Below are 20,841 nucleotides of genomic sequence, written 5' to 3'. Positions count from 1 at the left end.
AGGGCTTTGAGGGCTATTTTATGCCAATTAAATATCCCTGAACCCCTTCTGATATTCTCCTGGCGACATGCCGGTAGTCTTCTTGAAAACGCGGTTGAAGTTCGTTACATGATCGAAGCCGGTCTGGTAGCAGATGTCCGAAAAGCTGTCGAATTTGCCCGAGAGGATAATTTTGCAGGCTTCATTAATGCGTACTTCATTGAGGAAGCTCACAAATGTCTTGTCCGTATGTTTTTTGAAATAGCGGCAGAATGCCTGGGGTGTGAGGTTGGCGGTTTCAGAGATTTCAGCCAGGGAGATGTGGCGTTTGTAGTTCGTGACGAGATATTGAAAAATGCGGTCCATACGGATACCTTCTACTTCCGAAATAACCTGCTCGCTGTTGCTCGTCGCGAGCGGTTTCAGGTCGCGGGTCGTCGAAAATTGGTAAAGCAGTTTGATGAACGCCGCGACGCGCTGGCTCTCCTTATGGTGTATAATTTCAGAAATAATCCTTTGGATGCCTTCCCGCGCCTCTTCCGGAATCTGAAAGCCGTTGTGAACACCGTGGACGAACTTCCGGATGTTGGCCATTTCCGGCAGGCTCAGGATATTCTGGGACAAATAATTGGGATCGAAGAAAATAGATACGGAATGGATTTGCCTCGGTTCGTCAGAGTTGAAGTACGACTCGTCATTCTTGAAAATATGCGACTGGTTAGCGCCGATGATATAAATGTCGCCCGACTCGAACCGCTGCATGTAATTCCCCGCCACCAGGATTCCCGATCCTTCGACCACCCATTCGATTTGCACCTCGCGGTGGCGGTGCAAATGCGGATAGTAGTGAGGTAGCTTTTCCTCCTGAACAACAATTGTACTTTCGCGGGAAACGGGAATGGTGAATTGTACGACTTTCATAGTATTAAATAAAGGCAGAATGACTCATTAATGCCCTACGCACGCTGCCTATTCTCTTTCGCATCATACCGGTGGAATACCACATTATCCACGGCGGTTTGGTTGTGCGCCCAGGATTTGGAGAATCAGCAATTCAGATTCGCAGAATGCACTAGTAAATGCTCTGCGAATCTGAACGCTAATTGTTATACGTTAATCAGGATTATAACCCTTTTTCCTTCACAACTTTCATTACCCCGTTCATCAGTCGCCAGTGGCCGGGGAATGTACATACAAACGGATAGTCTCCGATCTGATCCGGTACTACAAATTTCAAGCGGAAAGTCTGGCCAGGGTTTACGAGCGGTGTCGCAGCCACAACCTGGGGGATATTGGGAACGTAATTCTTTTCTGCGCCGTCTTTGGCGGTGATCATCTTGTCGGCAGCAGCGCCGATGATCTCGGTCGACTTGGGTCGGCCAACCACAACATTGTGCTGCATCGCATCCGGGTTTTCGAATACGAGCTCAACCGTTTTGCCCGCTACCGCGGTAAATTCGGTAAGGCTGAACTTCATTTCCTCGCGAATCGCCTTGATCGTCACGATCTGCACATTGGGGTCGGTTGCTACTTCTTCTTTGATGCCATAGGATTCGAGCAAGGTCGTGTAGCGGCTGCTCAAATCGTCCGAAATCGTGCCTTTAACAGTGGCCAGCAGTTTGCGGCCTTCGTCGTTTGGGGTTTCCTTGCGTTTCGGGTTCCATGCGCCGAGCACGCCTTTGATAATGGCATTGCGTCCCTGTGCATCGAGTGACTGCGAGGTCTGGATCAGTTTCAAAACATCGTCACCGCTTGCATACGAAGTGTAACCACGCACGGTACGTTCCAGCGCGAAGTCTGAAAGGCGATCCAGGCGGCGCACTTCGAAGGTCTTGGTGAGCGTGTTATTTTTGTTCTCATCCTTTTCAGGAACCACATTGTCCACATCCACCGTCGCGGTAACCGTAACTTTGCCAGCTTCGTCGGAAGAGAAACCGAAGTTAGTTTTCCATGGGCCGTTGTTGCCTTCCACGAGCTTCACAGTCTCGCCTGGCGCAATGCCGGTGGTCAGTTGGCGGCTAATGTAGTTGGTATTCAAAGAACGGCTTCTTACGCCTACATTCACGACAGGCACCTGCTCTTTCGTTACCGCCACGCTTCCCTGGTTCGTAATCTCGATCACGACGCGGGCATATTCACGTACGTAAGGTGTTTTGGGCTCGATGGTAATGTTGGTAATGGCAAGTTCTGCCGATCCCTGCACGGTCACTTTGCTTGCGCCGTGGCCTTCATGGTTCATGGCTGAGTGGTCCACGGTTTGGGCAGCGGTCGTTTGCTGAGCGGCACCGGTTGAACCCGCTTTGGCAATGCGCTGTGCGAGGTATTTTTCACGCAATGCTCCATCGTGTGAGTTCAGGATCGCAGCAAATGCGTCCGGCATCCAGCGGTCTTCTGCATTGGAATAATTATCCAGCAATGCGAGCACAGCCGTTTCGATCTCCGGCGTGAACGGAATTTCAGAGAATGCGAGCAGCGAATTCAGCACAACCAATGGCTCTTTGTCGTGCAATGCGTCGGCTGCCAGCAATGCTTGTCCGGAAGCAGCGGTGCGCGGCAATACCTGCACGGCAGTTTTGCGAACGTCGTTCGATGGGTGTTTCAATGCTTCTACCACAACTGGCAAGACTTGCGCATCACCGATCGCATTCAGGCCTTCCAGCGTCCACAATGCGTGGATGGCAGCGGTATTGAGCCCGATTTCGTCTACTGATTTGTCCTTAACAAGTTCCACCAGCTTGGCAACCACGTCCTTGTTTCCGCGTTCTACCAACAGGCGCTGTGCGTGCTGGCGCCATAGCATGTTGTTGTTTTTCAAAGTGGCAACCAGTTCGTCGGGACGTGTCTTGCTGAGTGAAATCGGCGTGTATTTCGGAGCGTTTTTCCAGCCGATGCGGTAGAGGCGGCCGTGGGTGAAATCGCGTAATGGCGTTTCGTAGGCATTCCCTTTTCCGTTTTCAGATCCCTTTGGAGTCGGGTTATGCTGGATAATGTAGCTGTACCAGTCGGCTACCCAAACGGCGCCGTCCGGGCCTACTTCAGCAAATACGGGTGCTACCCATTCATCGGCTCCGGCGAGGAGGTTAAAGCCCAGCTGATCTTCGAAATCGGTGCCTTTTTTCACCATTACGTTCTGGTGCAGAATGTGGCCCGTAGGTTCGGAGACGAATGCAACTTTGTTCCAGTATTGTTTCGGATAAGCCCGTGCGGTGTAGAAGTTATGGCCTGCTGCGGCAGTGAAACCGCCGAATACGTCAACCTGGCGCACTTTTGGCGTGATAGGCTGCATATCTTTGTGCGTATCGGTACTGCGGCTACCGTTGTCGACTTTGCTCGCCCCGAAATAGCGGTTAGGAATGGCGCTGTACCAGCCGTGCGAGTTATTGGCAGTGGAGCCGAACAAGTCACCAGCTTCGTTGAAGCCCAATCCCCAGGTATTGTTGGAAGTTTTAGCAACAATCTGCATATCCGAACCATCCGGCTTGAAGCGGAACAGTGCCTGACCGAAATCCAGCTGCTCGCTGTTTCCGACTTTACCTTTGAACCCGGAGTAACCTACCGAGCCATAAACCCAGTTATCGAAGCCATAATGCAGGTTCGAAGGTCCCGCGTGGGTATCGCCTGTGCCGAAGCCGGAGAAGAGGATTTTCTTCACATCGGCCTTGTCGTCGCCATTGGTATCCTGCAAAAACAGCATATGCGGTGCTTGCGACACCACCAGACCGCCATTGGCAAATGCCAAACCGGTCGGGATGCTCAGATCGTCGGAAAACTTCGTGAATTTGTCGGCCTTGCCGTCGTTATTCGTGTCTTCGCAGATCAGGATGTAATCGCTACCGCCGGTGTCCTTGCGTTCGTTGGGGTAATCTTTGGTGATCAGCACATACAATCTGCCGCGTTCATCCCACGTCATCGCGATCGGGTGCATGACGTCGGGCTCGTGTGCGAACACGTCCAATGTAAAGTCAACCGGGATTTGAATGTGCTTTACAGATTCTTCCGGTGAAAGGGGCAACTGCTGTACTTGCTCGCCAGGGCGCTGCTCATAGTTAGGAAGCTTTGCAGCGCGATATTCGAACGGCTTCGGAGCCAATGCAGTCAATGCTTTGCGGGCATTGTCGTTCACAGCCCAGAGGATCCCTTTCTCGATCAGGTCCTGGAAACCTTGCGTACCCCAGGTGCGTTCGTCGTGGCCGTAAGCGGTGTAGAAAATGCGGCCTTTGCCATGTGTTCTCACCCAGGTATAAGGCTCTTTTTGCTGTCCCGGACGGTCTTTTTCCTGGTCTTTCTGGATCAGACGCTCCGTGAGCACGATGTTGTCCGGTTGCAGCAATGTATGCAGGTAAGTTTCATCCACCGTTTTGAATGGCTTCACACCTGCGATGGCGGGGTGGTCAGGCTTTGTCCAAACCGGCTGGATCGTGTCCCAGGTATGGCGCCAGAATTGCCCGCCCATCAGTTTCACCACATCTGCATTGTTGCGGAAGCAGTAAGATGCGCAGTGGATTGGAATAAAACCTTTTCCGCTGGCCACATAGTCGAGCAGCGACTTTGCCTGCTGAGGCGCAATCGAGTCCCAGTTGGCATACAGCATCAACGCGTCGTATTTGGCGAGCGTTTCGGGGTTCAGGTCATTGAGGTTATCCGTGTAGGTAAAGTTGAAACCTTTGGGACCCAATGCCGCCATAATCTGCGGAACACGTTCGGCGGGCTTGTGATGGCCCTTGTCGCCTAAAAATAGAATTTCCAGCCGACGCGCCTTCGCTTCGCCTTTGGAAGAAGTACTTTTAACCGACGCGTTTTGGGAGGATGGCTGAGAGGCACATCCCAGCAGGACAATACCTAGGATGAAGGATAACGCTTTGGTTTTCATTGAGGTTAATGGTTTCAGTTGTATTTGGGAATGCCCTTCGACTGCATTTAGGGTAATTCGCGCTGTCATCCTGAGCGCAGCCGAAGGATCGTGCACAATGTAATTACACATTCTTAAAATCCGGCAGCTGTATTAACGCCCCGCCTTGCAGCGCCGATTCGTGCGCCAGGATACCAACGCTCGTCCAGTTCGCCGATTGCCATGCATTCGGGAAAGGTTCGCGGTCTTCCATCAATGCGCTGATGAACTCGTGCGCCAAATGCGGGTGCGAACCGCCGTGGCCGCCGCCTTGTACAAATGACAAATGCGCATTGTCGTCCAGGTTATACACGCCGTGACCGGTGAAATGACGGATCTCTTCGGGCAGGTAATGCGCGTAGTCCGGCGTCGTCACTTTTTCGGCGATCTCGTGCTCAGGCTTTTTCGCCGTGTGGATCACAGGGTCTTCCCCTTCGATCAACGGCCATTCAAACGATTTTTTGCTTCCGTAAACTTCAAAACTTTCGCGGTACTGGCGCGCCACGTCAAACAGGGAACGGTACACATAAGCGGACAAGTCGCTGTCTTTGAATTTGATGTGTGCAGATTCAACGGCGAATGGCGAGTTGTGGATTTTGATCAGGTCTTCGGAGATCGTTCCCGAACCGAAGCATGACACGTACTCGGCTTCCAGTTTCAGCAAGCCGGCGACGGGGCCTACGCAGTGCGTCGCATAATGCATGGGAGGCAATCCGGGCCAGTAGTCGGGCCAGCCTTCCATATCCTGCTGATGGCTGGCTTTCAGAAACTGAACTTTGCCCAGCTCGCCTTTTTCATACAATTCTTTGACAAACAGGAATTCCCGCGCGTACACCACGGTTTCCATCATCATATATTTTTTACCCGTTTCTCGAGCTGTTTTCACAATCTCAATGCAATCTTCCACGCTTGTCGCCATCGGTACGGTACATGCCACGTGCTTGCCTGCGCGCAATGCTTTCAACGTCTGCTCGGCGTGGTTCGGGATAGGGGAGTTGATGTGGACCGCGTCGATGTTAGGGTCTTTCAACAGTTCATCATAGTCGGAATAGCGTACGTCGATGCCATACTGGTCACCTACTTCATTCAGTTTCGATTCTGTACGTTGGCAAATCGCGTACATATTGGCATTGGGATGTTGCTGGTAAATGGGAATAAACTCGGCTCCGAAGCCTAGTCCGACAATGGCAACATTAATTTTCTTGGACATATTGATTAACAAGTTAATGATTCAGTGGATCAAAGGCTTAGTGAAAAACCGGACTATTCAGCTCAGACTGCCTGCCCCGGCGGCCGGTGCGTAAAAGTCTTTTGATGTGGATAGTAATCGACAATACAATTTTAAAGTAAAATAGTGCTAAAAACTTTTCGGGTTTTGATTAGTACTGTGCGTATTTTGACCTGTTTTTGAGCTAATGTCGGTTTTAAGGCAAAAAATAGCTAGAAAAACCCATTAAAAATGCCGATTTTGCGATAATTAAGCCATTTCTTAACCAAAATTGCTCATTTATGATCCGAACCGCCCGTCAGGATGATGTCGATGCCGTTGCGCCGTTGCTCATACTCGGAATGGGACACATTGCTGGTATCTTTGCCGGATCGGAAAACCATAGTGACGCGATACCGTTTTTCCGGACTTTCTTTTTACACCAGGCCAATCAGTACAGTTTCAAGAATACGTTCGTTTTTGAGGCTGAGGAAGGTGTTGTCGGATCCATAAACGGGTATGACGGTGCTTTACTTCACAGCCTGCGGCAGCCTGTGCTCGACAAGCTGAGAGAGGCCGACCCAACCTTCAATCCGAACGACGAAACCGGCCCGGGTGAATTTTACCTCGATTGCATTAATGTACATCCCGACCATCAGGGAAAGGGGATCGGCAGCCAGCTGATTGAATCCTTGTGTAAGCATGCAGGTACGCTAGGGCACGAGCGGGCCGGCCTGATTGTCGATATGGTTAACCCGGCAGCGCGACGGCTCTACGAACGCCTGGGTTTCGAAGTGATCGGCGAGAAGGACTTTATGGGGCACCGCTATTTCCATATGGTCCGCGATCTTTAAACAGCATTATCCTAAACCTTAATATGAATGAAACAACGGCTAATTTCCCTGGACGTCCTGCGCGGGCTGACCATGATCCTCATGACCATCGTGAACAACCCTGGCGACTGGGGTCATGTGTATCCACCACTCCTGCATGCGGAATGGCACGGCTGCACGCCTACCGACCTGGTGTTTCCCACATTTCTTTTGATCGTCGGCATTTCCGTTGTTCTGGCTACGCCGCTGAAAACTTTGAATGGGCCGGCTCTGCAACGGATCGTCACCCGTACGCTACGTATATTTTGCCTCGGTATGTTCTCCGGTTTTTTTGTACGGATCCATTTGTTCGGGCTCGAAGGTAACGCTTTACTCGCCGCCCGGCTGGTCGTGACGGCGATTGTGGTCGTCGCATTGTTTTCAGAATATGACCGGAAATGGCAATTTATCACGGCGACCGGCATTTTTGTTCTTATGATAGGACTCGCATTCAGTGGCATCGAGCCCTTTGATACTGTGCGCATTCCGGGCGTGTTGCAGCGCATCGCGGTGGTGTATCTGATAGCTTCCTTATTGTATTTAAAAACCGGCTGGCGGACGCAAGCCATCCTTGGAACCGTTTTGCTGGTTGCCTACTGGGGTATAATGACATTGATCCCCGTCCCGGGCGTGGGCGAGGCCAACTTGGAAAGAGGGACTAACCTGGCTGCGTGGCTGGACAACCTTCTGCTGCCTGGGCATTTGTGGGCCACTTCTAAAACCTGGGACCCGGAAGGTATTCTGAGCACTCTCCCGGCGATTGGTACCGGCATTATCGGATTGCTGATTGGTACTTTGCTGAAATCGGATGTTTTAAGTAAGTTGGAAAAGGTGAAATATATGCTCCTCGGAGGATTAGCTGGCGTGGTGATTGGGTGGCTTTGGAGTCTTTCGTTTCCGCTTAATAAGGCGCTGTGGACAAGTTCGTTTGTATTGCACGCGGGTGGTTGGGCATTGTTTTTCCTGGCGATCTTCTATTACATTATAGATTTGAAGGGCTATTCGAAATGGACGGCATTCTTTGTGATTTTCGGAGTGAACCCGATGGTTGTCTTCTTTTTTACCGGAATGATTTTCAGGATTTTGAATGCCGTGAAGGTCGAGAATCCGGCTGGTGGTTCCGAAAAGATGAATCTGGTGCCCTATTTTTATCAATACCAGCTTACACCGCTTTTCGCTGATCCCCGAATGGCCTCACTAGCGCAGGCTTTGCTGCTGGTGTTGCTTTGGTTTGTAATTCTGTGGATACTTTACAGGAAAAAGCTGGTGTTCAAAGTTTGAGAAACGGACGATATGCATTAGCAAGCTGTCTGATCAGGGATTCAAGGTTTGTCGGGCGGACGTCAGCGATTTTTATATAAATTGCTTTTTCAAAAATTTTAAGAAAGCAATCTAAACCGAGACTCATGTTCCAAAGAAGAGATTTTATAAAAACGGGCGCGCTTGCCGTGGCCGGCGTCGCCATGTCCAGATGGTCGTTTGCAAAGAGCGTAGCAGATTTCCCGGTAGTCCGCATTCCGGCCGACAAACGCAGCTTTACCAGCCCGGCCGTAGAAGCTACGATTACCCGCATGAAAAAGGTGATCAAAGACCCTGAACTGGCCTGGCTTTTTGAAAACTGCTTCCCTAATACGATCGATACCACGGTACATTACAACCCGATCGACGGGAAACCCGATACATTTGTGATTACCGGCGACATCGACGCCATGTGGCTCCGCGATAGCACGGCGCAGGTTTGGCCTTATCTGCCGTTGTTGAAAGAAGATTCGAAACTGAAAGATATGGTGGCCGGTCTCATCAACCGCCAGACCAAATGCATTCTCATCGACCCTTACGCGAATGCATTTTACGACCGCCCCAAGGAAAGTGAATGGACGAAGGACCAGACGGACATGAAACCAATGCTCCACGAGCGCAAATGGGAGCTCGATTCCCTTTGCTATACCATTCGTTTGGCATATAACTATTGGAAAACGACGGGCGATACCAAACCATTCGACGCCGACTGGATGAAGGCCATGGCGCTGGTGCTGCAAACCTGTAAGGAACAGCAGCGCAAAGACGGGCCGGGCCCATATAAATTCGGCCGCGTTACGGCCTGGTCTACGGACACGGTTCCCGGCAATGGCTATGGTAATCCTATCAAGCCGGTAGGGCTCATTGCCAGCACATTCCGTCCGTCGGACGACGCCGCCGTGTTCCCATTTTTTATTCCTTCCAACTTCTTCGCTGTCGTTTCCTTCCGCGAGGTTGCCGAGCTATTGGAAAAAGCCTCCGCCACCAAAAATGCAAAACTGGCGGCTGATTTCAAGGCGCTAGCTATGGAAGTGGAAGCCGCATTGAAAAAATACGCTGTGTTCCCGCACCCTGAATTTGGCAAGATCTATGCATTCGAGGTGGATGGTTTCGGCAACCATTTGCTGATGGACGATGCCGGTATTCCGGGCCTTATCAGTCTTCCTTATCTGAATGCAGTTTCGGTAAAAGACCCAATCTATATCAACACACGTAAATATGTGCTGAGCGATTCAAATCCATATTTCTTCAAAGGAAAAGCGGGCGAAGGGTTGGGTAGTCCGCATACATTGGTGAACCAGATCTGGCCGATGGGTATCATCGCCCGAGCCATTACTTCGACTGACGAGAAGGAGATTGAAGCCCAGTTGAAACAGCTGAAATCGACGCATAATCACACCGGTTTCATGCACGAGTCGTTCGATAAGGATGATGATTCGAAATTCACCCGGAAATGGTTCGCCTGGGTAAATACGCTCTTCGGGGAGCTGATCCTGAAACTCGAAAAAGAACGTCCGCATTTGCTGGCGAAAGTGTATTAAGAATGAATGTTGCGCAATTCAAATGCCTTCCGGACTACCGACCGGGAGGCATTTTTGCTGCTCCGGACTAGGATGTAACTTCCAAACCGGATCCAAAACAGCCTGCCAACGTCCGCTACTTTTGGCTCAAAATCATGAGCCATGCAAGTAAATACCATCCGCAACAACTGGACTTTCGAGGAAATAGAAGCCATTTACAACCGCCCGCTACTCCAACTGATCTACGAGGCCGCCACCGTCCATCGGCAATGGCACGACCCCGAGCGCATTCAGGTATGCACGCTACTGTCCATCAAAACCGGCGGCTGCCCGGAGGACTGTGCCTATTGCGGCCAGGCCGCACGCTACCAGACGGGCATCACTGTGAAAGCATTGATGAAAAAAGACGATGTAGTAGCGATAGCCCGCCGCGCGCGGGAAAGCGGTTCTAGTCGTTTCTGCATGGCCGCCGCCTGGCGGGAAGTGAAGGACAACCGCGATTTTGACCGCGTCCTTGAAATGGTAACCGAAGTAGCCGCGCTGGGCCTCGAAGTGTGCTGTACATTAGGCATGCTCACTGAAAATCAAGCCGAAAAGCTCAAACAAGCCGGCCTCTATGCCTATAACCACAACCTCGATTCCTCCGCCGAATACTACGAGCAAATCATCACCACCCGCACCTATGACGACCGCTTGCATACACTCGACCACGTGCGCAACGCGGGCATATCTGTGTGCTGCGGGGGTATCATCGGCCTGGGCGAAACCCGCGCCAACCGCATTCAAATGTTGCACACATTATCTACACTTCCCGAGCACCCCGAATCAGTGCCTGTGAATGCGCTCGCCCGTGTAGAAGGCACGCCGCTGGGTGCCAATGCGAAAACGGATACCTGGGAGATGGTTCGAATGATCGCCACTGCCCGCATGCTTATGCCGCGAGCGATGATCCGCCTAAGCGCAGGGCGTGCTGAAATGAGCGAATTCGAGCAGGCTTTTTGCTTCATGGCAGGGGCTAATTCGATATTTACGAATGAGAACGGGGAGTTGCTGGTGACGCCTAATCCGGGGGTGGGGCAGGATCGGGAGATGATGAGGGTGTTGGGGTTGAAGGCTTCTAATTCCAATAACGCTTACATTGGATAAATCTGATGATTTCTGTCGAGCCAGCAAAGGAAGAATGCGTTAGCGGATCGAAAGCCATGTACCCGTGCTTTAATACTAACCCTTAGCTCAAGGAAAGTGATGTCGGGACTAATTTGGTCTATCTTCTTGCTTATGGGCAATGCATTCCTGTCTTTGTGTTTAGTGCATGACTTTTGAATGTCTCCCCAGTTACTATTTGTGATTTTATTTATAAAATCCGACAACAGCTTTAACTCGTCTTTCTCCCATTCAGACAGACATTCGTGGGCGCTATCGAAATATTTGAGGTTTACATAAGGGTGTTCGTTCCTGTTGGCGGCGACACCAAATATTTTCCCTTCATCGATCGTCAGAAGAATGCCGTCTATATTGTTTTTTTTATTTGCTGCTGAGTCTGGTATGGTTCGCTCCTTGCGCTTATCCTTCATTAGTTTGAAGCATCTTGGAATAGAATCCCGCCATACTTTCTTTGGATATGACGTTTGAGCATCTTAGTTCAAGTGGCAGACCTGCTCTCGCTTCGATCCACGGCGATTCCTGATGGGTGAGCTCTTCAAGGTATTTTGCACTCTTCTCTCCATACAATCTCTGGACTTGTTGCAGCACATTCTCCGCCTCACTTGCTAACGAATTCGCACAATCGCAACTTGGCAATGCATCGTATCCGAAGTGTTTATATTGATGATAGATGTCCGGTAGAACCGGGCCGTGCGACCAGGCTTCAAAATCTTCTTCAAACAATGATTTTCCTGATAGCACGATGCACCACGCTTGTGAATAGTAGAGCAGCTTCTGTAATTTCAAATGGGTGATTGCGTCACCGGCTTCCCGATCGATGTGGCAGAGAAACCAGTTCGCGATATCAGATGGCTTGTATTTATAGCTATCGATCGTGATCATACAATTCGAGTTCGTTACAATATTTCAATGTTACTCGCTTATGACTTTGTTTTATTTAAGGCAATATTTTGGCAAAAGAACAACATATCAATGATATTTTCGTCGCTTAAAATCCTTCGCATTGTGCCTCATCACTCTCAATTATTTTGCGGTAGGTTATTGATGCTGAATGGCTAATCTAAGCTTTCGGAACGCCTTTCATCAATTTTCCCGATCTGGCGGTGACAATTTTCGACAAGCGTATGCTAAAAAGCTGAATTGTGATGCTGGATGTCATACGTGATCCAGAATGAAATCAGCAGGAATGTCGAGTTTCTCCCTAATCACTTTCAGTAGTGAAATATCGGGCTTCTGATCTCCATTGATGATCATTTCAAGCTCTTCCTGCGAAATTCCAAGGGTTTGAGCGAGGTCTTTATTTTCGCACCTCATATCGTACATTCGTTGTTCCAAAATGCCTTCGAGGGTGGAGGGTTCTGGAATTGGGTAGATACTTTGTTCATACGCCATCAAAGCCTCGCCCATAGCCCGAATATGTTGTCTTTCTTCACGTGTAGTATTTGCTGAATTTATTTTCATCAATGCACCTACTTTTTCAACTAGGTCGGCATGCTCCTTGTCGTTTGTGACCTTGTAGGTTATTTTCGCTCTTTTCATAATGATTGAACGTTTACGTTGTCATATTGCTTATGAGTTCCGATGAACCGAATGTACAATGTCCTAACGGGAAAATGGATTCTTGCAATAAGTCGATATTTGTTGCCTTTGATATTAAATACAAATAAGTCGTCACCGATTGAATCGACCGAGTTAAAACAGTGCTTTAACTCATGAAAAGTTCTGAAATTCTTCTTCTTCATCGTTCTCGCCCAAGTGTTTAACGCTTGATCAGCATCGGGATATTTAAATATGAAATGTCGAAGAGTAGAATCAGTGAATATAACCATAATGTGTGATGAAGTGCTAACAAAAATCCCTGATAAAATTAAGGTGGCCTCAATTTTATCAGGGATCTCTTTATCAAGTAACCGCTTTGACTTATCCTGCGTAAAAAGGTTAACTAACAGGCACTTTCGCTCGGCGACTAACTGCACGTGGCGCGGTACTTTTTCCTACTGCCTTCTTCTTCTTAAACTTCCTCCCAACCCAAATAAGCACCCCCGTAACCGGCAAACTGGCCGTTATCAGGGCCACAATGAACGCCAAAATTTTTGTAGGCCAGCCCCATAAGCTTCCCGTATGGATCGGAAATACGAGCCGGCGTGCTTTCATGCCGGCGGTTTCGTTGTCGTAAAGGCGCTTGCTGATCAGGTGGCCATCCGTTTTGTCGAAGTAAAGGAAGTCGACGATGTTACTGACCGATGCCTCTTCGTTGACTTTGGAAACGGTGATGGACAGGCTGCCGGATTTGGGAATGGTGAATTGGATTCTGCCGGGGTGGGGCAGGAGGCGGTTCGTTTCAGATGTGATTTTTGAGAGGATGCCGGGTTGTGCGACATTCGTGAATGTGATGTTGGCGGGGGCCTCGCGTTTCTGCTGAGGTTTGCCGTCGAAAGCGAGGTATATGAGGTTATTGACCCATTTGTAACTCCAAACAAGACCGGTTAATGCGATCAGGAAGGTGAATGGGAGCACGTAAAAGCCGAAAATTGCGTGGAGGTCCCAGTTGAGTCGCTTGAACTTGGCATCCCATTTAATGGTCAGGCGTTGCTTCGTTTGCTTGCGGCTGGGCCACCAGAGGACGAGGCCGGTGATCATGATGGCGATGAACATCACGCAGGAAATGCCGGTAATGGTCTTTCCGGTTTCTTCCAGACACAGGTAGCGGTGCAATTGCAGGACAATGTGAAAAAAGGAGTCGTTTTCGCGCCGGGTGTCGGTAATCTGGGCCGTGTAGGGATTCACGGCTACTGAAAAGATATCTTTCTCCTTTTTGCCTTTCATCAACCCAAAAATAACCGTCCGGTCGGCTTGTGGCTCGATTTCGATCCGGGAAATAGTTTGTTTTGGGTAGCGGCTTGAAACTGCGTCGCGGAGATTATCTAGTGGGAGTTTTGAATGATCTGCCGGGACCTCCACCACGTGAAATTTCGGGTAGATGATGGGTTCTAGTTCTTCTTCAAAAACCAGCAGGCTCCCGGTGACTGCCACTATAAAAACCACAAGGCCGGAGGAAACCCCCAGCCATAAATGTAGTTGCGATGCAATCTTTTTGAATGTCTTTTTCACAGTGTTCAGGAAATAGCACGCATTTAAAAGGTGTAAGAAATCGTCGCCATGAAGTTGCGCGGTGCGCCCGGGAACAGGCGCAGGTAATCGTATCCGCCTACCCAATATGTTTTGTTGCCCAGGTTGTTGAAGTTCGCCTGGAACTGGAACTTGTCGATTTTGTAATAAACAGCACCGTTCACTAATGCATAACCCGGCAAAGTCTGCGTATTGTTGAGCGAAAGGTTGCGTTCGGTCACGAAGTTTCCGCCCAGGCCCAAGCCGAAACCACTCAGAAAGTTGTTTACGAAGGTATATTTCGTCCAGATGCTTCCCTGGTTTTTAGGTGCATTGGGCTTCTGCAAATTCACCAGCACCTGATCGGCGGCGCGTGAACCGGCGTCGGTGATCGTCGCGTCGTTGTAGCTGTAAGCCATGATCACATTCCAGTTTGGGAGGATGTTCCCAGTCACGTCAAACTCGACGCCTTTCGCAGTTTCCTTCCCAATTTGCAGCATCAGGTCGGGACGGTCGGCGGCATTGGCCGAGTATAAAGTGTTGGTTTGGGTGATCTGGTATACCGAAACGTTGGCCGTCAGGCGACCGTCGAGCCATTCGGTTTTCAAACCGGCTTCTGAGAGGCTGCTGCGGATCGGGTCGAATGGCCCGCCGGACAACGGGTTGCTCTGCACGATCGGGTCCTGCGGATTGTAGCCTTTGGTATAAGTCCCGTACACATTAATGTTGTTCGTAAGCGTATACACCGCCCCGATCCGCGGGAGCAATGCATGCTGGGTCACATTCGATTCGCTGTTGGTTGTGTAGCCTTTTTTGTCAATATAAGTGTCATAGCGCAAGCCAAGCAGGATTTGAAGGCGTTTGAGCTTCAATTGTTCTTGCAGATACAAGCCGTGCAACTTGTAAAGCACCGGCGTCGTCGCGGCATTGGCCGTCACGTTGTAGATATATTTGGAAGGATCTTCCATATTGTTGTTCTGCAACGTCAGGTCGTAATGCGAGATGTTAGGCTTTGGAATGCTGTATGTTTTTCCATTCTCGACATAATTGTAAAACACATACTTCTCAGGCGTTTTGGCATTGTAGGCAGCCGCGCCGCCCGCTTTGAGCAAATAGCCATTCGCGGTTTGCTGACCGGAGCCTTTGGGCGTCGAAGATTGAATGAAGTCGTACCCAGCAACCAGTTTGTGCTCTGCAATACCGGTATTGAAGTTATGGTTGAAAAACAGCGACACATTATCCATGAACGACTTCGTTTTGCGGATAAACACCTGCCGCGCCACCAGGTTCTCGATGGCTTTTCCCGCGGAATCGATCCCATTAACATTGCTGCTGCGGTGTTCGAGCAGGTCTTCGGAATAGCCTGTGCGCAGGTATGCGACGTTAAATGAGGTGTTTTGGTTAAACTGGTGGTTCAATGAAGTCGTGATCAGGTAAGTTTCTTCATTGAGATAATCATTCACGGCATTCAGCGACGTGCGGATTGAGCTTGAATAAAGGTCATTGCCTTTTACCGATTGGCCGCGGTCGAGGCGGCTGTTCGAGCGGTTGAAGACAAGGTCAAAGTTGATGCGGGTTTTGCTGGTCGGGAGGAACGATACCGACGGCGCAATGATGATGTTTTTGTCAAACTGCATATTCCGGAAGCCTTGCGCATTCACATAGCCGAGGTTGAGGCGGTAGAGCAAGGTCTTGCTTTCGTTCATCGGGCCGGTAAAATCGGCCAGGGTACGAAGCGTATTGAAGCTTCCGGTTGTAAAACTCAGTGATTTTTGCGGTGTAGCCAGCGGCTTTTTGGTCACACGGTTGATCGTCCCGCCCGGCGAAGTGTTGCCGTATAATGCGGAAGCAGCGCCTTTAATCACTTCCACGCGTTCCAGGTAATTCACGGGCGGTTGTTTCCAAAACCCGGAGAATGTGCGCAAGCCATTCACAAGCTGCGTGGTGCTGCCGCCATTCATACGGAAACCGCGGATCGTGAGGTCGTCATAAAACGTAAACTGGTTCACCCCGCTCATATTTTTGACGGCGTCGCCCATCAGGAACGTGCCTTGGTCGCGCATTACTTCCTTGGTAACGTAGCTGATCGCCTGCGGTACCTCTTTAATGGGGGTTGCTGTTTTGCTGGCAATGAAAGAGAGGTCGTTTTTATAAGTCGTTTCGCGTCGACCCGTGATCTCGACGGTTTGAAGTTCCTGGGCATTCTCTTCCGCTGTAATTTCAAGCGTCGCCGTTTCGCTGGCCTTCACGTGCACGCTACGGTCGATACGTTTGATGCCCACGCCCGTTCCGATCACCTGATAATGGCCGGGAGCGAGTGCGTTGAATTCAAAATTCCCATCCGCACCGGTGAGCGTCCCCTTGCCTGTGCCTTTGAGAATGAGGTTAATAGATTCGGCCGGCTGGCCAGCAGCGTTCTTGATATTGCCTTTAATCTGGCCCGTTTGCCCGAAAGCGGCGGAGCAGCAAAGAGAGAGTATGAGTAAGCAAAAAATCCTCATGATATGGGGGTTAAATAACCTGGGATTGCCAGACTGGTGGCAAAAGTAGAGTTATTTAGACCAATCCCAAATAATGAAGTACTTTAAACTCTTTTCGACTTACAAATCATTTTAAATATTCAATTATTTCTAATAAAACTTTTATTGCCAACTAAATGCAGCCAGAAGTTACATCTAGCTGGCAATGAAAATGCGAAGATCAACCCAGATTGGATTTGATAAAAGAGAGTCCGTCGCGCATCAGTTGTTCTTCCGAATCGAACATTTTGCGCCAAATGTTAGCAACTGGCAGTTTGGGGCTAAATGCCTCAATGCTGATCCAGCCATCATATTTAATATCGCGGATCGACTGGAAAACGCCTTCCCAATCCACATTGCCCTTGCCAGGCGTAGAACGGTCGTTTTCGGAAAGTTGGATAAATGAAATGCGGTCACCGGCTTTGCGGATGGTGTCGCCGATATTTTTCTCTTCGATATTCGCGTGGAAAGTATCGAACATGATTTTGCAATTGGGGTGGTTCACGTCGTCGATGAAACGGATGATCTCGTCGCCGCAGCTGGTGAGGTACAATTCAAAGCGGTTCAGATATTCCAATCCGAGGGTAATGTCGAGTGATTCGGCATAATCGGCCACTTCGCGAATGCCTTCTATTCCCCATTGCCATTCTTCCTCTGTGGCGGGCTTGCCGCTGAAAACGCCTAACGCGGAATGGTAAGGACCCATCAGCCGTGTTGCTCCGAGGACGAGCGAGCAATCCAATGCATTTTTTAAATGGTCGATCGTGTGGCGGCGCATGGCAGGATCAGCGCTAATGAGGTGCTCGGAAGGCCCGCAAATGGTATCGGTCTCGCAAGCGAGGCCGAGGCTATCCAATTTCTGCCGGAATTTGAACCAATGCTCCGGGTTCGTGTTAAATATCGGCACTTCGACGCCGTCAAAACCAATCTCTTTGATGAGTTCGAGGGTAGGAAATAGGCTTTCGTCAATCTGGTTTCCCCACAAAAGGAGGTTCATGCTGTACTTCATCAAAAATCGTAGTTATCTCGCTGTCGAATGGATAAGGAGGGTAAGAGTACCCGTTTCTTTTCAGTATACAATCTTAAAGCAAAAAAGTACTGTTCGCTATTCACGATTTGATGATTACTTGTCTGATATTGACAAGTTGGCAATGAATAAGTAGAATATTGGATAAAATTGGATTACTGCTACGTGATAAAAAAATAGCGGCCCTTTCAGTAAGGACCGCCATCGTCGGCAAATTAAGAATGTCGTTTATTGAACTCTGCTGAATATGAGCCGATTGCTATTTTCGTAATACAGAACCAGCCGGTTGGCTTTCAAATCATACAAGTTTACATTGGGTAGCGCATTCACAAACAGGTTTCCCCAGTTGGTTTCAGCTCTTTCTGTTCCGCCACCGCCGATTTGAATGGTATTCTGCTGGGCAGTTTCGTAAAAACCGGTTAATATGTTGGTGGACGTGGTGCCTTCGAGCTCGCCTTTTTCTTTAAAATGAAGGCCTATGTCCATCAGTCCCTTCGTAGTGGCTGGCTTCCTGATAATAACTTCTTCCTGCACGATACTGTCCAATTGCCATTTGCCGGTCAACTCCATATTGCTGCTGATTGTGGTCGTTTTTCCACAACTGATTAACAGCCAAAAGAACAGCACGGATGCTGCTGGAAGTATAAGGGCTTTCATACACGTAAATTAATTTCAGAACTACCTTTCACTGACATTGTACTCGCAAAAAAGGTTGCAAAAAATATGAGCGGCTTTCTAAATCTACAAAAAATATGCCAGCCTTCCGAACACGCGCGCTGTAATTTATAACGGCCAATTGATGATAATCGTTTACCGCAGGCTCAATCTATTTTTGCCGATAAAAGGTATTAGTAATCATATTTTGATAGCAATTATGTATTATTGCGAATATTTCGGGTAAAATTTGACAGAATATGAAAGCACCCATTCATAAAAATATCGAGAGCCAGGTTCATACCGTAACAGTCCACGAGCTGAAAGAGCCGCATTTTGATCCTAACTGGCATTTTCATCCGCACTACCAATTATTTACCGTACTGGAGGGGACTGGCAAACGGTTGATTGGAGATTCCATCCATACGTTCGGTCCTGGTGATACGGTATTTCTAGGCCCGGATGTGCCGCATCTGTGGCGTAGCGATCCCGCCTATTTTGAAACGAATTCAAGCTTGATGACGCACGGTATCGTACTCTATTTTCAGGAAGATTTTTTGGGGAAAGACTTTCTTGAAAAGCCGGAAATGCTCGGTCTCCGCCAGTTGCTGGCAGATTCTAAAAGAGGCATTTGCTATAAAGGCGCATTATCGGAGCATATCCGTAGCGAGCTGATTTCCCTGACCGCGGTGGAAGGTTTCAAAGGTATTCTACAACTGCTGACCTTACTCGACAAACTTGCCCACGACACTACCGGCGAACCGATTTCGAGTTATGGATATGTCAATAACTTCAAAGTATCAGAAACCGAACGTATGCAAAAGGTGCACAATTATGTGCTGCAACATTTTTTTCAGGAAATCCGCCTCAGCGACGTCGCCTCCCTCGCCGGCATGACCGAGGCTGCATTCTGCCGGTATTTCAAGGCGCGTTCGAACAAGACCTTCATCGATTTCGTCAACGAAATTCGCATCGGGCATGCCTGTAAGCTGCTCCTCGAGGACAAATGGACCATTGCCCAAATTGCCTACGATAGCGGTTTTGATTCGCTATCAAACTTCAATAGGAATTTCAAGAAATATATCGGGCACACGCCCAGGGAGTATAAGGGGAATTACTGAAATAAAAACGGTGGCCAGTTGACCACCGTTTTTTACATATTAACCCTTCACATAATTAGTACCATACTTCGCGCGCTGCGGGCGGGACAGCATGGCGGTAGCTTCTTTATCGTCAATAAAATTTTCCTTTTTCGGGTCCCATTTCACTTTGCGCCCGAGCTTCATAGCTGTGTGTGCCAGTAAGCACGCGGTACAGGAGCGATGCGCGATTTCGGCGTGGCTGATGGTTTGTTTGCCGCTTTGAATGCTTTCGATCCAGTTTTGGTGTTGTTCAGGGCTTTCGTAGAGATGAATTTCATTTTCCTGAATGACTGAACCGAGGATTTTGGGATCGCTGGCGTAAAATGCTTTGTTTTCTTTGGCATTCTGTGCTGCCACCGGATCGGAAGCTGTTACGCCGACATTGCCGCGCGAAACGAAAATCCACCCCTCCGTACCTTCGAATTTGATACCATTTGGATTCGTTCCTCCGATCTCCATGGCGACGCCATTGGCATACAACGCATTTACAAGAAAATCGCCGTGAACATCCCACAACCCCGAACCTTTGGCAGGAAATGTTGCTTTTCCTTCAATTTCAATAGGTCCGGTGAGCTCGGTATCCATTCCCCAGTGCGCAATATCGATGTGGTGGGAGCCCCAGCCCGTAATCATGCCCGCCCCGAATTGTTCCAGGCGCAGCCAGCCCGGACGGTCGTTGATGTCGCTTTGTGAATGCACGCGGTCGAGGGTGTAATATATTTCGGGTGTCGAGCCAAGCCACATGTCGTAATTGAGGTTAGACGGCACGGGCATCTGCGCCGTGCTGCCACCGGCAGGGTCGCCGGGCAGGCCCACGTATACTTTTTTCAGCTTTCCAATACGCCCATTGCGGACCAGCTCGCAGGTCCGCTTGAACTGCGGCCATGGGTTTACCGACCGCTGCTGGCTGCCCAATTGGAATATAACGCCTTTCTTTTTGATCATATCGGCCATTTGGCGGCCTTCCCGGATGGTCAGCGATGTAGGTTTTTGCATGTAAATGTGCTTTCCGGCAACTGCGGCTTCCATGGCCGGTTGCGCGTGCCAGTGATCGGGCGTGCTGATGATCACCGCGTCGATGTCCTTACGAGCGAGGATTTCGTGGTAATCATCATAAGTCTTTACTTCGAGGTATTTCTCTTTGCCGGTACGTTCAACATATTTCCGCTCGATCCATTCTTTGCCTTTTGCCAAACGGTTTTTGTCCAGGTCGGCCACGGCAATTACGTGCGCTGCTTCGTTTTTGATCACTTCCGGCAAGTCGTGTGTGGAACCAATGCGGCCGAAGCCTATCTGGCCGATATTAATCTTGTTGCTCGGCGCATTCTTGCCAAATACACTCGACGGTACGATAGTTGGGAACATCGACGCGGCGATAATGCCCGCTGTACCTTTGGCCGTAGCCTTCAAAAATGACCTTCTGTCCTGATTTTGCTCCTTCTGATCTTTCATTTTGTATGCA

The 20,841-nt window shown here is 49.5% G+C and carries 17 protein-coding genes; 5 read left to right on the top strand and 12 right to left on the bottom strand.

Going from position 1 to position 20,841, the window contains the following annotated elements; translation table 11 throughout:
* Positions 1-27: 27 nt before the first annotated feature.
* The 3 genes from LZD49_RS16655 to LZD49_RS16645 all read right to left on the bottom strand — a co-directional run bounded on the left by LZD49_RS16655 (position 28) and on the right by LZD49_RS16645 (position 6,077).
* On the bottom strand, positions 28-900 hold the full coding sequence (locus tag LZD49_RS16655) for an AraC family transcriptional regulator (protein ID WP_234668695.1): 873 nt from the start codon (positions 898-900) through the stop codon (positions 28-30).
* A 202-nt stretch (positions 901-1,102) separates the two neighbouring features.
* Entirely contained in the window at positions 1,103-4,849 is a 3,747-nt protein-coding gene (locus LZD49_RS16650) for a PVC-type heme-binding CxxCH protein (RefSeq protein ID WP_234668694.1), read from the bottom strand.
* A gap of 103 nt (positions 4,850-4,952) precedes the next feature.
* Positions 4,953-6,077, bottom strand: a complete 1,125-nt coding sequence (locus LZD49_RS16645; RefSeq protein ID WP_234668693.1) for a Gfo/Idh/MocA family protein — start codon at positions 6,075-6,077, stop codon at positions 4,953-4,955.
* Positions 6,078-6,376: 299 nt separating this feature from the next.
* Here LZD49_RS16645 and LZD49_RS16640 point away from each other — a divergent pair, with 299 nt between their 5' ends.
* The 4 genes from LZD49_RS16640 to bioB all read left to right on the top strand — a co-directional run bounded on the left by LZD49_RS16640 (position 6,377) and on the right by bioB (position 10,911).
* Complete coding sequence (locus LZD49_RS16640) at positions 6,377-6,928, top strand: GNAT family N-acetyltransferase (protein WP_234668692.1); 552 nt, start codon at positions 6,377-6,379, stop codon at positions 6,926-6,928.
* A 27-nt stretch (positions 6,929-6,955) separates the two neighbouring features.
* Positions 6,956-8,227, top strand: coding sequence for an acyltransferase family protein (locus LZD49_RS16635; protein ID WP_234668691.1), 1,272 nt, complete (start codon positions 6,956-6,958; stop codon positions 8,225-8,227).
* A gap of 125 nt (positions 8,228-8,352) precedes the next feature.
* Positions 8,353-9,786 (top strand): glycoside hydrolase family 125 protein, encoded by a 1,434-nt coding sequence (locus LZD49_RS16630; RefSeq protein WP_234668690.1) that lies wholly within the window; start codon positions 8,353-8,355, stop codon positions 9,784-9,786.
* A 141-nt stretch (positions 9,787-9,927) separates the two neighbouring features.
* Positions 9,928-10,911 (top strand): biotin synthase BioB, encoded by a 984-nt coding sequence (gene bioB / locus LZD49_RS16625; RefSeq protein WP_234668689.1) that lies wholly within the window; start codon positions 9,928-9,930, stop codon positions 10,909-10,911.
* Here the strand turns inward: bioB and LZD49_RS16620 are convergent.
* The 8 genes from LZD49_RS16620 to LZD49_RS16585 form a co-directional block, all read right to left on the bottom strand.
* Positions 10,899-11,339: an MAG6450 family protein gene (locus tag LZD49_RS16620; RefSeq protein ID WP_234668688.1), complete on the bottom strand. Its 441-nt coding sequence runs from the start codon at positions 11,337-11,339 to the stop codon at positions 10,899-10,901. The genes bioB and LZD49_RS16620 overlap by 13 nt on opposite strands.
* Entirely contained in the window at positions 11,329-11,811 is a 483-nt protein-coding gene (locus LZD49_RS16615; protein ID WP_234668687.1) for a Panacea domain-containing protein, read from the bottom strand. Before LZD49_RS16615 ends, LZD49_RS16620 begins: the two co-directional genes overlap by 11 nt.
* Before the next feature lie 273 nt (positions 11,812-12,084).
* A complete protein-coding gene (locus LZD49_RS16610) occupies positions 12,085-12,468 on the bottom strand; it encodes a helix-turn-helix transcriptional regulator (protein ID WP_234668686.1) in 384 nt (127 codons plus the stop codon).
* The gene (locus tag LZD49_RS16605) at positions 12,465-12,758 is read right to left on the bottom strand and encodes a type II toxin-antitoxin system HigB family toxin (RefSeq protein ID WP_255721058.1); all 294 of its coding nucleotides are present in this window, start codon (positions 12,756-12,758) and stop codon (positions 12,465-12,467) included. The genes LZD49_RS16610 and LZD49_RS16605 overlap by 4 nt, the downstream gene beginning before the upstream one ends.
* A gap of 109 nt (positions 12,759-12,867) precedes the next feature.
* The gene (locus LZD49_RS16600) at positions 12,868-14,040 is read right to left on the bottom strand and encodes a PepSY domain-containing protein (RefSeq protein ID WP_234668684.1); all 1,173 of its coding nucleotides are present in this window, start codon (positions 14,038-14,040) and stop codon (positions 12,868-12,870) included.
* A 23-nt stretch (positions 14,041-14,063) separates the two neighbouring features.
* Positions 14,064-16,538, bottom strand: coding sequence for a TonB-dependent siderophore receptor (locus tag LZD49_RS16595; protein ID WP_234668683.1), 2,475 nt, complete (start codon positions 16,536-16,538; stop codon positions 14,064-14,066).
* 199 nt (positions 16,539-16,737) lie between these two features.
* Positions 16,738-17,565 (bottom strand): sugar phosphate isomerase/epimerase, encoded by an 828-nt coding sequence (locus tag LZD49_RS16590; protein ID WP_234668682.1) that lies wholly within the window; start codon positions 17,563-17,565, stop codon positions 16,738-16,740.
* 246 nt (positions 17,566-17,811) lie between these two features.
* A complete protein-coding gene (locus LZD49_RS16585) occupies positions 17,812-18,240 on the bottom strand; it encodes an META domain-containing protein (RefSeq protein ID WP_234668681.1) in 429 nt (142 codons plus the stop codon).
* Positions 18,241-18,497: 257 nt separating this feature from the next.
* On the opposite strand from LZD49_RS16585, the gene LZD49_RS16580 reads away from it, so the two are divergent.
* Positions 18,498-19,358, top strand: a complete 861-nt coding sequence (locus LZD49_RS16580; RefSeq protein ID WP_234668680.1) for an AraC family transcriptional regulator — start codon at positions 18,498-18,500, stop codon at positions 19,356-19,358.
* Positions 19,359-19,397: 39 nt separating this feature from the next.
* Here LZD49_RS16580 and LZD49_RS16575 read toward each other — a convergent pair whose 3' ends face one another.
* Entirely contained in the window at positions 19,398-20,831 is a 1,434-nt protein-coding gene (locus tag LZD49_RS16575) for a Gfo/Idh/MocA family protein (protein ID WP_234668679.1), read from the bottom strand.
* Between the last annotated feature and the right edge of the window lie 10 nt (positions 20,832-20,841).

The sequence above is a fragment of the Dyadobacter sp. CY261 genome, assembly GCF_021440085.1.
Classification (GTDB): domain Bacteria; phylum Bacteroidota; class Bacteroidia; order Cytophagales; family Spirosomataceae; genus Dyadobacter.
The sequence above is the reverse complement of the archived record's forward strand: the minus strand, read 5'-3'. Positions and strand labels throughout refer to the sequence as shown.